At 65.4% G+C, this 15,218-nt stretch carries 16 protein-coding genes and 1 pseudogene; 15 read left to right on the forward strand and 2 right to left on the reverse strand.

The window, feature by feature from the left end; genetic code table 11:
• Positions 1–441: 441 nt before the first annotated feature.
• Entirely contained in the window at positions 442–801 is a 360-nt protein-coding gene (locus VHL31_RS17515) for a PilZ domain-containing protein (RefSeq protein ID WP_329662528.1), read from the reverse strand.
• Between the two features lie 201 nt (positions 802–1,002).
• On the opposite strand from VHL31_RS17515, the gene VHL31_RS17520 reads away from it, so the two are divergent.
• The 7 genes from VHL31_RS17520 (at position 1,003) to tolR (ending at position 5,694) form a co-directional block, all read left to right on the forward strand.
• Positions 1,003–1,752: a YebC/PmpR family DNA-binding transcriptional regulator gene (locus VHL31_RS17520; protein WP_329662529.1), complete on the forward strand. Its 750-nt coding sequence runs from the start codon at positions 1,003–1,005 to the stop codon at positions 1,750–1,752.
• Positions 1,752–2,270 carry a crossover junction endodeoxyribonuclease RuvC gene (ruvC, locus tag VHL31_RS17525; protein WP_329662530.1) on the forward strand — a complete coding sequence of 173 codons (519 nt, stop codon included), beginning with the start codon at positions 1,752–1,754 and terminating at the stop codon, positions 2,268–2,270. Before VHL31_RS17520 ends, ruvC begins: the two co-directional genes overlap by 1 nt.
• Positions 2,267–2,881: a Holliday junction branch migration protein RuvA gene (gene ruvA / locus VHL31_RS17530; protein ID WP_329662531.1), complete on the forward strand. Its 615-nt coding sequence runs from the start codon at positions 2,267–2,269 to the stop codon at positions 2,879–2,881. The genes ruvC and ruvA overlap by 4 nt, the downstream gene beginning before the upstream one ends.
• Positions 2,878–3,909: a Holliday junction branch migration DNA helicase RuvB gene (gene ruvB / locus VHL31_RS17535; protein WP_329662532.1), complete on the forward strand. Its 1,032-nt coding sequence runs from the start codon at positions 2,878–2,880 to the stop codon at positions 3,907–3,909. Before ruvA ends, ruvB begins: the two co-directional genes overlap by 4 nt.
• Complete coding sequence (ybgC, locus tag VHL31_RS17540) at positions 3,906–4,319, forward strand: tol-pal system-associated acyl-CoA thioesterase (protein WP_329662533.1); 414 nt, start codon at positions 3,906–3,908, stop codon at positions 4,317–4,319. The genes ruvB and ybgC overlap by 4 nt, the downstream gene beginning before the upstream one ends.
• Before the next feature lie 176 nt (positions 4,320–4,495).
• Entirely contained in the window at positions 4,496–5,218 is a 723-nt protein-coding gene (gene tolQ / locus VHL31_RS17545; RefSeq protein WP_329662534.1) for a protein TolQ, read from the forward strand.
• 65 nt (positions 5,219–5,283) lie between these two features.
• Positions 5,284–5,694: a protein TolR gene (gene tolR, locus VHL31_RS17550; RefSeq protein WP_329662535.1), complete on the forward strand. Its 411-nt coding sequence runs from the start codon at positions 5,284–5,286 to the stop codon at positions 5,692–5,694.
• 235 nt (positions 5,695–5,929) lie between these two features.
• On the opposite strand, the gene VHL31_RS17555 is transcribed toward tolR, so the two are convergent.
• A complete protein-coding gene (locus tag VHL31_RS17555) occupies positions 5,930–6,220 on the reverse strand; it encodes a hypothetical protein (protein WP_329662536.1) in 291 nt (96 codons plus the stop codon).
• A gap of 46 nt (positions 6,221–6,266) precedes the next feature.
• Between VHL31_RS17555 and VHL31_RS17560 the strand changes: the two genes are divergently transcribed.
• The 8 genes and pseudogenes from VHL31_RS17560 to VHL31_RS17595 all read left to right on the forward strand — a co-directional run.
• Positions 6,267–6,692, forward strand: coding sequence for a cell envelope integrity protein TolA (locus VHL31_RS17560; RefSeq protein WP_329662537.1), 426 nt, complete (start codon positions 6,267–6,269; stop codon positions 6,690–6,692).
• Positions 6,693–6,721: 29 nt separating this feature from the next.
• The gene (gene tolB / locus VHL31_RS17565) at positions 6,722–8,092 is read left to right on the forward strand and encodes a Tol-Pal system beta propeller repeat protein TolB (protein WP_329662538.1); all 1,371 of its coding nucleotides are present in this window, start codon (positions 6,722–6,724) and stop codon (positions 8,090–8,092) included.
• A gap of 108 nt (positions 8,093–8,200) precedes the next feature.
• Positions 8,201–8,701 (forward strand): peptidoglycan-associated lipoprotein Pal, encoded by a 501-nt coding sequence (pal, locus tag VHL31_RS17570; RefSeq protein ID WP_329662539.1) that lies wholly within the window; start codon positions 8,201–8,203, stop codon positions 8,699–8,701.
• A gap of 105 nt (positions 8,702–8,806) precedes the next feature.
• On the forward strand, positions 8,807–9,619 hold the full coding sequence (locus VHL31_RS17575) for a tetratricopeptide repeat protein (RefSeq protein WP_329662540.1): 813 nt from the start codon (positions 8,807–8,809) through the stop codon (positions 9,617–9,619).
• 37 nt (positions 9,620–9,656) lie between these two features.
• Complete coding sequence (gene tilS, locus VHL31_RS17580; protein WP_329662541.1) at positions 9,657–10,661, forward strand: tRNA lysidine(34) synthetase TilS; 1,005 nt, start codon at positions 9,657–9,659, stop codon at positions 10,659–10,661.
• Between the two features lie 80 nt (positions 10,662–10,741).
• On the forward strand, positions 10,742–12,688 hold the full coding sequence (gene ftsH, locus VHL31_RS17585) for an ATP-dependent zinc metalloprotease FtsH (RefSeq protein ID WP_329662542.1): 1,947 nt from the start codon (positions 10,742–10,744) through the stop codon (positions 12,686–12,688).
• A gap of 83 nt (positions 12,689–12,771) precedes the next feature.
• A complete protein-coding gene (gene folP, locus VHL31_RS17590; protein ID WP_329662543.1) occupies positions 12,772–13,812 on the forward strand; it encodes a dihydropteroate synthase in 1,041 nt (346 codons plus the stop codon).
• Between the two features lie 565 nt (positions 13,813–14,377).
• A pseudogene (locus VHL31_RS17595) lies at positions 14,378–14,596 on the forward strand (IS481 family transposase); the annotation flags it as partial.
• Positions 14,597–15,218 lie beyond the last annotated feature (622 nt).

Below are 15,218 nucleotides of genomic sequence, written 5' to 3' on the forward strand. Positions count from 1 at the left end.
GGGGAAAAGCAAGCAAGCCAGGCCCGCAGAACCACCGCCGCAGCCGACCCTGCCAGCTGGTCAAGCTGTTCCACCACGCCTGAGCCCGCTGCCCGCACCAAAGGACCGGCCACAAAGCAGCGTGCCAAAGTAGTGCGAGGCCGCTCCCCTGGTCGGAAGGCTTCCTGTCGAAGGCCGCTGCTTCGGCTCGAATGCGCTTTGGGCCGATGTGGCGCTCGTTGGCAGAGCGTTCCCGTCTACGGTTCAAGCCCCCGGGCTAACAGGATACCCAGAGCCTGCGATCATCGGCTGATTCTACAGTGCAAGTCATTCCCATAGTAGCGCCTGAACATCACATGATGAGCGGACGCACGCTGTGCCATGCCGGAGATGGAGCATCTGCCAGGGTCGCGTGGAGACAGGATATTCTCTCGCACGTGACGCACGACCTCCTGTCGCCGATCAGGCTTCCTCGGCAGCGCCGAGCAGGAAATAGATGAGGGCTGTCTGTTCCTCATGGGTACAGTTGAACAGCAGGTGAGTCCGGTGCCGGCTCACGCTCAGGACGCGCGCCTCGATGGTGCGTCGCGGCAACATGCCCTGGATGTCGAGGCCCACGGAGGCGCCGACGATGGCCGGAAACGCGGGTGCCAGCCCCGCGCCGCCCAGCGAAAGGTCGAGGATCGTGACCGGGCGGACAGCACCCTCGATGTCGACCTTGGCAGGAAGGCCGCTTGGAAAGCGGCGATGATAGCGGCGCTCATTCGCCGAAGGCAGTTCCGCCGGCGGCGAGCCTTCACTTTCTCCTTCGATCTGGCTCATGCTCGCTCCTCGTGCATCGTACATCGTGCTGTCGCTACGATAGGCGCCACAGGTTAATGAAGCGTTGACCGCCGGCCGAAACCGCACGCCCAGGAGGAATCTTGCGGCTTGGGGGGTAGGCCGCCGCTTCCCGGTTCCGCCACGGTGCCTCTTGGTCTAGACCCTGCCAGCATCGAACCAGACAGCTGACGTACCGAGACGATGGCCGGGCATTCCCACGCAAAAAACGTCATGCACCGCAAGGGCCGCGCCAACGCGGCCAAATCGGCGCTCTTTACTCGACTGATGAAGGAGATTCAGGTCGCGGCGAAGACCGGCGTGCCGGATCCCGCCATGAACCCGCGCCTGCGGATGGCCGTGCAGGCCGCGCGGCAGGCCAACGTGCCGAAGGACAATATCGAGCGCGCCATCAAACGCGGCCAGGGCAACGACGGCGAGAACTATGAGGAGGTCCGCTACGAGGGCTACGGTCCAGGTGGCGTCGCCATCATCGTGGAAGCCCTCACCGACAACCGGAATCGCACCGCAGCCGATGTCCGCTCTGCCTTTTCCAAGCATGGCGGCGCGCTCGGCGAGAGCAACAGCGTCAGCTTCCAGTTCGAACGGATCGGCAAGATCCGCTTCGATGCGTCGGTCGCTGACGATGACACGGTCATGGAAGCCGCCATCGATGCTGGCGCGCAGGATGTGGAGAGCAGCGACGAAAACCACGAGATCTACTGCGCGCCGGAGGAACTGAGCGCGGTGCTGCAGGCGCTGGAGACCAAGCTCGGCTCGGCCAGCGAAGCGATCCTGACCTGGCGGCCGCAGAACAGCGTGCCGCTCGACGACGAGAAGGCCGAGACCCTGTTCGACCTGCTGGAGGTTCTGGACGAAAATGACGATGTCCAGCGGGTCATCGCCAATCACGAGGTGTCCGACGAGACCCTGGCACGGCTGAGCGCGGCCTGATGCTGGTGCTCGGCCTGGATCCCGGGCTGCGGCATACGGGTTGGGGAGTGGTCGAGGCTGTAGGCAACCGGCTGCGGTTCGTGGCGGCCGGCGTGCTCGATACCGACGCGCAGCATGATCTGGCCGTACGGCTGGTCACATTGCACGCGGGGCTCATCGAAGTGGTCGCGAAGTACCAGCCGACCGTGGCGGCCGTGGAAGAGACGGTGGTCAACAAGAACGCCGCCTCGTCGCTCAAGCTCGGTCATGCCCGTGGCGTCATCATGTTCACCGCGGCATCTGCTGGCATGTCCGTCGCGGAATATCCGTCCAAGACCGTGAAACGGGCGGTGGTGGGGACCGGCGCTGCCGAGAAGGAGCAGGTCGCGGCGATGATCCGGATCCTGCTGCCCGGTGCCGGTTTCTATCGCTCGGACGCCACCGACGCACTGGCCGTCGCCGTCTGCCATGCAAACCGCACGGCCACGACTGCAGCGATCGGCCGCAGCATGCGCTCGTCCATCGGAGGTGCCACGTGATCGCCCGGCTCAGAGGGCGCGTGCTGGAACAGCTGGAGGATGGTGTGGTCCTCGATGTCAACGGCGTAGGCTATATGGTGTATTGTCCAACCCGCGTCCTGGCGACGCTGGGGCGCGGCGGAGATCTCGTGGATCTTTTCATCGAAACCCAGGTGCGGGAGGACGCCATCTCGCTGTTCGGCTTCGCGCAGGCCGCCGAGCGTAGCTGGTTCAAGGCGCTGCAGGCGGTGCAAGGCGTTGGCGCCCGTTCTGCGCTGGCGATCCTCGGTGTCCATGACGCAGACCGTCTGGCCACGGCCATCGCCGTGCAGGACAAGGCCGCGCTGGCCCGAGCGCCGGGCGTCGGCCCGAAGCTGGCTGCCCGGATCTGCATCGAGCTGAAAGACAAGGCCGCTACCATGGCCGCGAGCCGGGACGTCCCAACATCGCTGGGTGGCGGTGCCGTGGTGGTGCCGTCGGGCCCGCTGGATGATGCCCTCTCCGCCCTGACCAATCTCGGCTATGGCCGCTCGGAAGCGTTCGCGGCACTCCAGTCGGTTCGGGCGACCCAGCCAGAGGATGCGGGACTGCAGCAACTGCTAGGCGCTGCCCTCCGGGAACTTGCGAGATGAGCGAGCGGCTGATCGATGCGCTGGAGCAGACGGACGACCTGGATCGCTCGTTGCGTCCCCAGCGACTGGGTGAGTTCATCGGCCAGGCCCGCCAGCGCGCCAACCTGGAGATCTTCATCGAGGCCGCGAAAGCGCGACGCGATCCCCTGGACCATGTTCTCTTCGCCGGACCGCCCGGGCTGGGGAAGACCACGCTCGCACAGATCCTTGCCGCCGAGCTGGGCGTAGGCTTTCGCATGACGAGCGGACCGATCATCGTCCGAGCCGGCGATCTGGCAGCGCTCCTGACCAACCTTCAACCGCGCGACGTGCTCTTCATCGACGAGATCCACCGCCTTTCGCCAGCCATCGAGGAGGTCCTCTACCCGGCGATGGAAGACTTCCAGCTCGACCTGATGATCGGCGAAGGACCATCGGCCCGGTCGGTGCGCATCGACTTGCAGCCCTTCACCCTGGTTGGAGCCACCACGCGCTCCGGTCTGCTCACGACGCCTCTGCGGGATCGGTTCGGAATCCACGCTCGTCTAGAGTTCTACACGTTCGACGAACTGGTCATGATCCTGCGACGCGGGGCGAAGCTGCTGGGCTTCGAGCTTGCCGAGGATGGAGCCCTGGAGATCGCTCGTCGCGCGAGGGGAACACCCCGTGTCGCCACCCGGCTCCTGCGTCGCGTCCGCGACTTCGCGACCGTCGAGAAAGCGAAGTCGGTCGATCGGGAGCTTGCCGACCGGGCGCTGCTGCGGTTGGACGTCGACAGGCTCGGCCTGGACACGCTGGACCGTCGCTACCTGAAGATGATCGCGGCGGCCTATGGTGGCGGTCCCGTCGGCATCGAGACCCTCTCAGCGGCGCTGGCCGAGGAGCGTGACACCATCGAGGAAACGGTCGAGCCGTTCCTGATCCAGCAGGGCCTCTTGCAGCGCACGTCCCGGGGGCGAATGCTGACGAGACCCGCCTGGATTCATCTCGGCGAAACCCCGCCGGTCTCGTTCGAGCAGCGGAGCATGTTCGAGCAGGAGCCGGAATGAGGCACTGCTTCGGTCTGCGCATCTATTATGAGGACACCGACGCTGGCGGGATCGTCTATCACGCCAACTACCTGCGCTTCGCGGAGCGTGCCCGAACCGAGTGGCTGCGTGGGATCGGTTTCGACCATCCGACGCTGCTGGACAGGCTGGGCGTCATGTTCGCCGTGCGGCGGTGCGACGCGACCTTCTTCGCACCAGCCAAGCTCGACGACGAGATCTACGTGGAGACCAGCCATGTCCGGACCCAGGGTGCCCGGGTCCACCTGGACCAGGTCATCCTGCGTGGTGAGCAGCGGCTTGTGACGGTCGCGGTGGAACTGGTCCTGGTGGACCGTCGACTGCGCCCGAGCCGCCTGCCGGCGGAACTCAAGGGCGCACTTGGGCCCCCGGTGCCACATGATGAGTGTTGAACGCAAAGGTTGCATTCCGCCGGAGAGTTCCGCTTGACACCACATTGCGCCTATGGTGCAGGTGCAGCCGGAAGAAGCCGGCCGGGTTCATCACCTTAGCTGAGGTTTCTTATCCCGATAGTCTTTTGGCGACCTCGTTCCATCGCCACCGTCTCCGCTCCGGACCGTCGAGAATCATGGATCCCAACCTCGTCACCGCCGCCCCGCTTGCGACGCCTGAAGGCGCGATGTCGATCTGGTCGCTGGTCATGCAGGCCGACCTGGTGGTCAAGGCGGTCATGTTGATCCTGGCACTGGCATCCTTGTGGTGCTGGGCAGTCATCTTCGAGAAGGCTTGGCGGCTGGCGTCGCTCAAGCGGCGCACCGCCGGCTTCGAGCGGGCGTTCTGGTCGGGCGCGCCGCTGGAGGAACTGTACCGACGGCTGGCGAAGCGCCCGGACCATCCGATGGCCATGATGTTCGCTACGGCGATGGAGGAATGGCGGGAAGCGCCCGCAGCTGCTTCCCGTGATGGAGGTGTCCATCTGCTGGACCGGATCGGCCGGGTCATGCGCCTCGCGATGGACCGCGAACTCGTGACGCTGGAACGCAGCGTTCCCTCCCTGGCGACAATCGGCTCGGTGGCACCGTTTCTGGGCCTGTTCGGCACCGTCTGGGGCATTATGAACAGCTTCACCGCAATCGCGGTCTCCAAGAATACCACGCTGACCGTGGTGGCGCCCGGAATTGCCGAAGCTCTATTCGCAACGGCAGTAGGCCTCGCCGCAGCTATTCCGGCGGTCGTCGCCTACAACAAGCTCTCGGGCGAGATCGACCGCTATGCAGAGCGGCTGGAGAGCTTCGGCGAGGAGTTCCAGGTCGTGCTCGCACGCGAGATCGAAGCGAGCAGGGCAGCCTGACGATGGCAGGAGGCGCCAGAGCCGAAAGTGGCAGGAGCAGGAGTGGGCGGCGACGACGTCGGCAGATGTCCGAGCCGAACGTGACGCCGCTCGTCGATGTCATGCTCGTCCTGCTGATCGTCTTCATGGTGGCGGCACCCTTGCTGACGGCCGGCGTAGCGGTCGATCTGCCGCAGACATCGAGCTCGCCACTGCCCGGTCAGGACGAGCCGCTGTCGGTGACCGTCGCCAAGGACGGCAAGGTGTACCTGCAAGAGAGTGAAATTGCCGTCGACCAGTTGGGCCCGCGCCTGCAGGCGGTCACCCAGCGCAACCGGGAAGCGCGCATCTTCGTGCGCGGCGACCAGACCGTGAACTATGGTCAGGTGATGGCCGTGATGGGTGCCATCCACGCGGCCGGCTTCACGAAGGTGGCTTTGCTCACCCAGACACCCGATGGTGCGGGCGGTGCGCCTTCCGAGGCCAGCGGCTCATGAGCGCCCAGCGCTACGTCAGGTAGCTTCACGTGCGCAAGTACCTGCTCGCTTCCGCCGGTTTCCACGCCCTGCTGGCCGGGCTCCTCTGGTTCGGCCTGCCCGACTTCGGCCAGCCTCTGCCGGAGGAAGGCGGTCTCACGGTCGATCTCGTGACCGAAATGCCAGACGAGCCAGCGCGGCCACAGGCCGCTGCACAGGCGCCGATTCCCGAGCGCAAGGCCGCGTCGCGTAAGGTTCAGGCGACGCCGGAGAAGCCGAAGGAGGTGCCGAAAGCGCCTTCGCCCCCACCCCCACCGCCGCCTCCTCCGCCCCAGGAGCCTGCCCCAGCTTCGCCACCACCGCCACCACCACCTCCTCCGCTGGCACCCGCGCCGCTTCCGAAGCCGGAGCCCACGCCTGCGCCAGAGCCGAAGTCGGCGCCTCCTCCTCCGCCTCCGCCGCCACCAGCGCCGCCAGCTGCGCCGCCGGCACCAACACCGCCACCGGCCAAGCCGACGCCACCGAAGCCGAAGCCGGAACCGGCCAAGAAGGAAACACCGAAGCCACCGCAAGCCGAGGATGATTTCGACGCGTTGCTGAAGAGCGTCGAGAACATCGACCGCCGTTTGAGCGCTCCAGAGAAGCGCGAGGGCAGGGGGCAGGTCGCGGCCAACGAGCCGGCACGTGGCGGTCAGCAGGGGCCAGCGAGCTCACGTCTTGGCTCGGCCGGGCTCGGAAACGCGATCAAGGAGCAGATCCAGCCCTGCTGGACACTGCCTCAAGGTGCCCAGGGGTTGGCCGGGCTCGTGGTGCCGATCAACATCCGTCTGGGTCCCGACGGCACCGTGCGAAGTGCGCAGCCGGTTGAGGCCATGCGCATGCAGACCGACCCTGTCTACCGTGCCGTCGCCGAGGCCGCGGTGCGGGCAACCTACCAGTGTTCGCCACTCAAGCTGACACCTTATGATTATCAGGATTGGCGCAACCTCACCCTGAACTTCCGTCCTGATCAGATGTGATGTCGTCGACCGGCAGGGAGCCATGCCTCATGGATGAAGTCATCGGTGCCGGAGGAGATGCCGGTGAACAGCTGGATGTGCGGCCCCTGGTCGGCCGGCGCGGCTTCCTGTCCGGCTCGGCAGCGGCCCTGGCGACCTGCCTGGCCAACCCGGCGATGGCGCAGCTCACGGTCGATATCACCGGAGGTGTAACTCAGCCCATTCCGGTCGCCGTCAGCCCCTTCGCGTCGGCGGGCAGTCAGGCCAGCCAGCTATCGAACCAGATGGCGGAAGTCGTCGCTGCCGACCTGCAGAATTCCGGCTTGTTCGAGATCATCGACCGTCGCGCCTATATCCAGAGCCCTGAAGAGCTGCGTGGCGTACCGAGGTTCGCCGACTGGCGGCAGATCAATGCCCAGGCTCTGGTGACGGGCGTGGTCACGCAAACAGCTTCCGGGCTGTCAGTCGAGTACCGCCTGTGGGACGTACTGGCCGGAACGCAAATGCACGGCATGCAGCTCGGCGGACCAGCAAACATCTGGCGACGCTTCTCGCACAAGATCGCGGATCAGGTGTACGAGCGGATCACGGGCGAGAAAGGCTACTTCGATACCAAGATTGTCTATGTCAGCGAGACCGGTCCCAAGACAAAGCGGACCTATCGGCTCGCCGTAATGGACCAGGATGGCGCCAATCATCGATTCATCACCGATGGCGGCAACGAGGTCCTCGGCCCCCGCTTCTCTCGCGATGTCCGGCGGGTCGCCTATCTCAGTTACAAGGGGTTACGGCCGAGGGTCTACATACGCGACATCGATGGTGGACGGGAGCAGGTCCTGCTCGACACGGCAGGCATGAACTTCGCTCCTCGCTTCTCGCCAGATGGCCGCACCGCGCTCGTCACCGTCAGCGACGACGGCAACTTCAATATCTTCGCCGTCAACCTGCAGACCCGAGCACGCCGAGCCGTGACCACCGGAACCGGGATCTCGACCTCCCCGTCCTTCTCACCCGACGGGTCACGGATCGTGTTCAACAGCGATCGGTCCGGACGGCCGCACCTCTTCGTCACCGGCATCGGTGGCGGCACGGCAGAGCGCATCTCCTACGGCGACGGGCAGTATGGCAGCCCGGCCTGGTCTCCGCGGGGCGACCTGATCACGTTCGTGAATATCAAGCAGCGCTACTTCCACATCGGCGTGATGCGTCCGGACGGGAGCGACGAGCGCCTGATCACGCGCAGCTTTCAGGATGAAGCACCTAGCTGGGCGCCCAATGGGCGGGTCATCCTGTTCCAGCGTACTGAACCGGGTGGCACAGCCAAGCGGCTCTATGCCATTGACGTCTCAGGCTACAACGAACGTCCGATCCCGACCCCCCTGGATGCTTCGGACCCCGACTGGTCGCCCTTGCTTCCATAAATCCCTATTGTATAAGTAACGACATGGCTGCACTCATGCCATGTCGTTCGCAGTACTTCCGGTTAGTTGAAAACCTTCACGGGGCGAAGTCGCTCCTGGGAATGATCGATGAAGCTTGCACTGTTCCCTATCGCGGCAACTGCCCTTCTGCTGGCTGCTTGCAGCTCCGCACCGACCGAAACAGCGGCCACTTCGGGTGACCTGACTACGACCGAGACGTCGGGGCTGTCTGCGACTGCCACGCCCGGCACCCAGGCCGACCTCGAACAGAACGTCGGCGATCGTGTGCTGTTCGGTTTCGACAGCACGGTTCTGGACGAGGAGGCACGCTCGATCCTGCAGCGCCAAGCCGCGTGGTTCCAGCAGTTCGGCACGGTGGCTGCGACGATCGAAGGTCATACCGACGAGCGCGGTACACGGGAGTACAACCTGGCCCTGGGCGAGCGCCGTGCCACGGCTGCGGCCCGGTACCTCGAGAGCCTCGGCGTATCCGGGAGCCGCCTGACCACAATTTCTTATGGCAAGGATCGTCCTGCCGATCCTGGCAGCGACGAGACCGCCTGGGCCCAGAACCGTCGGGCCGTGACGGTCGTTAACGCCACCAACTGAACGGCTGCCCAGGAACGGAAGATCGAGCTATCCTGCCCCGGGCTCCTTTGAGCCGAGCAGTTGGTACGAGGTAGGATGTACGCGCTTTCATTCAGGCTCGCCTTCTTGCTGTCTTTCGTGGCCATGGCCATCGCGCTCCCGGCTTTGGCCCAGTCCGTGAATCCACGACAGGTCGCGGATCTGGAGGCCAGGATTCTGGCTCTCGAAGAGCAGATTCGTGATCTGATTGGACGGGTCGAGGAGGCAGAGTTCCGGTCCGCTGAAACCAGTCAGCGGCTGGAGCGCCTGCTGGCGGATGTGGATGCTCGGCTCCAGGGTGTCGAGCCAGGACCGGCGGATGCCGCGCCCGAGTCCGCCAGCGAAACGTTGGCGCGGTCCTCTGCCGATCCGGGTTTCACTGGCAGTACCGCTGCCGCCGGAACGGTCCGGCGGGGAGCGGATCCTGGCGTGTTGGGCACCATCTCGCGTGATGCGCTGCTGGGCCTGCCAGAGCCGCCTCCCGAGCCACCGCCGGCCGATGTCGCAGGGTCACCCCGCGAGCGCTTCGATGCGGGGATGGCGCGGCTGAAAGCGGGCGACTGGTCGGGCGCGGAAGCCGCCTTCGCCTCGGTCGTGGCCAGTGCGCCGGACGATCCGGTAGCGCCGAATGCTGCCTATTGGCAGGCGGAGACCTACTATGCACGCAAGGAGTGGCCTCAGGCGGCGGCGAGCTTCGCCCGCAACGTGCGCACCTATGGCGCCGAGGCGGCGCGCTCGCCGGACAACGTGCTGAAGCTGGGGATGGCCCTGTCGCGAATGGGTGATCGGGACAAGGCCTGCGCCGCCTTTTCCGAATTCGATCGACGCTACACCAACGCCACGGCAGCGCTGAAACAGATGGCTTCGCGGGAAAAGGTCAACGCTGGTTGCGTCTCCTGATCCTTCACCGGTGACGACGGCGGAGTTCGCCGCCGCGATGACGACGTTTGCGCCGTTCGAGCAGTCTCCGAGGCTGGCGGTCGCTGTTTCCGGCGGTGCGGACAGCATGTGCCTTGCGGTGCTGACGCAAGACTGGGCCCGGGAACGCGATGGCGAAGCTCATTGCTTCGTCGTCGACCATGGCCTGCGGGACGGGTCTGGGCTTGAGGCGGAAAGAGTGGCCAAGGCGCTCGTCTGCCTCGGAATGCCTGTCGCCGTGCTCCGCTGGGACCATCCGCCTCTCGACCATGCGCTCCAGCAGAAGGCACGGGACGCCCGGTACGCATTGCTCGACGCGGCTGTTTCTGCCTGGCCGGCTCTGCATCTCCTGATGGCCCATCACGCCGACGATCAGATGGAGACCGTCGCCATGCGGACAGCCAGGGGCAGTGGTGCCGTCGGACTGAGCGGCATGCCGGCGGTGACCGAACGGGCACGCATCCGCGTGATCCGGCCGTTCCTGGGCCTGCCGAAGGCGCGACTTCTAAGGACGCTGCAGGTCAGGGGCGTGCGCTGGGTCGAGGATCCGAGCAATCACGATCGCCGCTTCATGCGCACGAGGCTGCGGGCGGAGCGGCCTTCCTGTGGACCCTTCTCCGGAGATCCCTCGGCTCGTCTGAGACTGGATGCGGCTACGGCTAAGTTTCTCGGCGACCATGCCACGCTCTCGCCTTTCCGCCGGGTGCGGCTCGACCGGGCGGCGTTCCGATCGCTGCCTGCCGAGGTCGGCCACCATACCCTGGCTAGGCTTCTGGCCAGCCTGAGCGATCGCTTCTACTCTCCGCCACCTGCTGCCTTGACACGCCTGCAGTCGGCCGCCGTCGGTGACCGGATCAATGCGGCGACTCTCGGCGGCTGCATTGTCCGCCTTGGACAGCGGTGGATCCGCATCCGCCCGGAGCACGACCTTGCCGTTCCATGGAGGCCACCGGTCGCAGCGGCGCCGGCGCCGTTCGGTGCCTCAACATCTAGGGGCGTCGATCTTGCTTCGCTCGTCAGGTAACTTATGTTCAACCTAATTGCGGGATACTTCTGCGCGCTTGGGTCAGGCGTATCGGACCGCACCGGACGAGGCACGGCTACGTGAACAATTTCAGCAAGAATCTAGCGCTTTGGGTCATCATTGGCCTGTTGCTGATCGCGCTGTTCAACCTCTTCCAAAGCCCCACCACCCGTGGGACCAGCTCGAATCTGGCGTTTTCGGACTTCCTGTCCGAGGTCGAGGGTGGTCGGGTCGCGGAAGTGACGATCCAGGGCGAACAGATCACCGGCCGCACGAGCAGCGGCACGTCGTTTCAAACCTACACGCCGAACGACCCAAGCCTCGTCGACCGGCTCACGGAACATGGCGTGCGCATCACCGCCATGCCGGTGGACGACAACGTCCCGTCACTGCTCGGCGTGCTCGTCTCCTGGTTCCCGATGCTGCTGCTTATTGGCGTCTGGGTATTCTTCATGCGCCAGATGCAGTCGGGCGGCGGCAAGGCGATGGGCTTCGGCAAGTCCCGCGCCCGCATGCTCACCGAGAAGCATGGCCGTGTCACCTTCCAGGACGTGGCCGGCATCGACGAGGCGAAGGAGGAACTTCAGGAGATCGTCGAATTCCTCAAGAACCCACAGAAGTTCACGTCGGTCGGTGGCCGCATCCCGAAGGGCTGCCTGCTCGTCGGGCCTCCCGGCACCGGCAAGACGCTGTTGGCACGCGCCATCGCCGGTGAGGCCAACGTTCCGTTCTTCACCATCTCCGGCTCTGACTTCGTCGAGATGTTCGTGGGTGTCGGTGCTTCGCGTGTTCGCGACATGTTCGAGCAGGCGAAGAAGCACGCACCCTGCATCGTGTTCATCGACGAAATCGATGCGGTCGGTCGCCATCGCGGTGCCGGCTTGGGCGGTGGTAACGACGAGCGCGAGCAGACCCTCAACCAGTTGCTGGTCGAGATGGACGGCTTCGAGGGCAATGACGGGGTGATCCTGATCGCGGCCACCAACCGGCCCGACGTGCTTGATCCGGCGCTCCTGCGTCCTGGTCGCTTCGACCGGCAGATCGTGGTGCCGAACCCGGATGTGGTGGGCCGCGAGAAGATCCTGAACGTCCACATCAAGAAGGTGCGCACGGCGCCAGATATCGACGCGCGCACGATCGCTCGTGGTACGCCCGGCTTCTCCGGCGCCGACCTTGCGAATCTCGTCAACGAGGCCGCACTGTTGGCGGCGCGCGTCGGCAAGCGCCTGGTCACGATGACCGAGTTCGAGCAGGCCAAGGACAAGGTCATGATGGGGGCGGAGCGCCGTTCCCTGGTCATGAGCGAGGACGAGAAGAAGCTCACTGCCTATCATGAGGCCGGCCACGCCGTCGTCGGCTTCTTCTCGCCGGCTTCCGACCCTATCCACAAGGCGACGATCATTCCGCGCGGTCGTGCCCTGGGCATGGTCATCCGGCTGCCGGAGGGAGACAGGCTGTCGGTCAGCCGTGAGAAGCTCGAGGCTGACATCGCGGTGGCGATGGGCGGCCGTGTCGCGGAGGAATTGATCTTCGGTCATGACAAGGTGACCGCCGGTGCCTCCTCCGACATCGAGCAGGCCACCAAAATCGCCCGGCACATGGTCACCCAGTGGGGCATGAGCGAGAAGCTCGGGCCGGTCGGCTATGCCGAGAACCAGCAGGAGGTCTTCCTGGGGCACCAGTTGCACCAGACCAAGAGCATCTCTGAGGCGACCGCGCAGGCGATCGACAGCGAGATCCGTGTGCTGGTGGACCGTGGCTACCAGCGCGCTCGGACCATGCTGACCGAGAGGATAGACCGGTTGCATTCCTTCGCGCAGGCGTTGCTGGAGTACGAGACCCTGACCGGGGACGAAATCGCCGCTGTCATGCGTGGCGAGCCGATGCCGCCGCCCAAGCGTTGGGGCGACGACACGCCACCCTCGTCGGCACCGACCAATTCTGGTGGTGGTCGTCGTTCGTCCGTGCCGACCACGCGTCCGGCAGACCCGCCGGGCACGGTGGAGCCTTCGCCCGGTCCGGCGTGAACCAGTACGCAACCGCCGTCCGGGCTGGCCGGTACAACTGAAGAGAAGGGAAGGGGAGCCGGCAGCGGCTCCCCTTTTTGTCCATGCAGCCATCCAAGCTCTATCTGGAACCATTGGGTCTTCTCACGGGAGCAACGGCGGCGGATGCCGTACGCGCCGGCGTGGGGCTGCCTTTCGGCGCCGATCGGGCGTTCACGGCTGCTCGCGTGTTCCGTCGCGACGGTGAGAGGCTGACGGAGGAACTCTTCACAGCCGCGACACTGCGCCACCCGACCGAGCCGCAGCTTCTGGGTGCGCTGGAGGCACTGGCCCGACCGGTAGGACAGTTCCGAATCATGGGCGTGGTCAATGTCACGCCCGATAGCTTTTCCGATGGTGGCAAATGGCTCGATCCAGATGCCGCTGTCCGGCATGGCCTGAGCCTTGCTGCCGCTGGAGCCGATATCCTGGATGTCGGTGGTGAGAGCACCCGTCCCGGGGCCGATCCTGTGTCTCCGGACGAAGAGGTCGGCCGGATCGTCGACGTGGTCCGTTCGCTGTCGGTGGCTGGCCATATCGTCTCCGTCGATACCCGCCATGCCAAGACCATGAAGGCGGCGCTGGACGCCGGGGCGACGATCGTGAACGACGTGACGGCGCTGCGTCATGACCCATTAGCTCTTGCTCTGGTGGCGGAAGCCGGCTGCGAAGTCATCTTGATGCATAGCCAGGGCGAGCCCCGCACGATGCAGGTTGATCCGCACTATGACCGAGCCTGTCTGGACGTCTTCGATCATCTGGAGGAGCGGGTGCTGGCTTGCGAGCTTGCAGGCATCAAGAGGGAGCGAATCACGCTCGATCCAGGACTCGGATTCGCCAAGCGGGCTGTCCACAGCCTGGACGTTCTGCAGCATCTTTCTCTGTTTCGCACACTCGGCTGCCCGGTTCTCATCGGCGCTTCCCGCAAGAGCATGATTGCCCATGTGGTAGGTGACGACGCCCTGCGGCCCGACGCCCGACTTCCTGGATCGCTTGCGGCAGCGCTGGGCGGTCTGGCACGGGGTGCTAGTGTCGTACGGGTGCACGATGTGACCGAGACCAGGCAGGCCCTGATGGTGGCGCGCGCCATCGACCGGGCACCTTAGCCGATCGGCTTCGCCGGGTCGTGTGCGTGATCCTTCAAAAAGCCGAATTTCCAATGGCGGCGGACGGTCATGGTTCAGCCAGCCCGCTGCCGCCAGGTTGGGCCGAGTCGTCAATCGTCATTGGGTGACCGCCTATAGCGCCAACGGCAACGAACTGATGGCGCTAGGCAGTCTTTCCGGCCCGCAAGGAGGCGGACCCGCGTGTGCCTCTGTCCGGATGAGGGGCCTTGGCTATGCTGCAGGCGAGCCCAGATACTGGCTGCAGCGGATCCTTCGCAACCGACCTCCGCTGGACCGAGGCCAGCGTTCCTGTACCGGCTTTATCCAATGGCACGGGAGTTGCTGCTAGGCTGACCCATGGTCGGTCGATCTCGTATGGGCGATAGTTCGCTTCGATGTGTGGCACCGATCCGCCTAGCCCAGCTGATGCGAATCACCGGACCTATTCGCGCTTCGCAAGCATAGCCGGCCAGCCCGGCTGTGCAAGCAACCGGCGCCTTGCACCCCTTGATGGTTGATCCCGCGGTGGTGGTACAGTTGATTGCCATGCGGCGAGGGATGCGCGATGGGCCAGGTTCTTCCCGGCAGCGCCCGCACGACAAAGGCGGTCCATCGCGCGATCCAGAAATGGCGCATGCGGCAGGCCACTGCCGACGCGCGCACAGGCTCAAAGAAAGTCCGGCCCACCGTACTGACGTCACAGGGAGAGGCGATCATCGTCGAAGTTCGCCGGCACACCCTGCTGCCGCCGGACGACTGCCTCTACACGCTTCAGCCTACCATCCTACGTTCTCACCTGATCACCGCTGCGCCGCTGCTTGGTACGGCCTGTCGGCTCTGCCGGCATCCCTTGGAAGTTGGCGGTGAGCCTGCTCGTCCCTCGGGCCTTGTGCCGGTCCCGGAGGTTGGGTCCCGCCGCGGTATCCGCCGCCCCGTCGGGGCCTGCTGGCCGTGACCACGGTGTGGCTGGATCGATCGCCTGCTGCGATCGCCGCCGATGGCTCCTGCGCTCGATGGCTGAACGGTCGCCAGGGCACCGGTACGGCTGGGTAGTCTGATGACAGGGATGGTCGGAAGGGGGGCTGATGCAGCCGGCTTGGTGGCCAAGGGCAACTGGGGCTTGCATCTGGCCAACTTCCTGCACGCCCAGAGCGTGCGCGTCAGCGTCGTCGCCGCGTCTCGCATGCCAAGCCCATGGTGTCGGCGAATTGGCCCGGAACAAGACCGACCAGCTTCCTACCTCGGCTGGCCGGAGACCCCGAACAACGCGGCCCTGTTCGCCCGCTTCTGCCGGATGCAGACGCCAGCATCCCGGCGACCGCCGGCAACTCCAAGGCTGCTGGTCGTGGGCGCAAGCCGTCATCCGCCCACCAAAGGCGTTCCACCCCGGAGCAGCCGACCCGCCA

The sequence above is a fragment of the Geminicoccus sp. genome (genome assembly GCF_036263595.1).
Lineage (GTDB): Bacteria > Pseudomonadota > Alphaproteobacteria > Geminicoccales > Geminicoccaceae > Geminicoccus.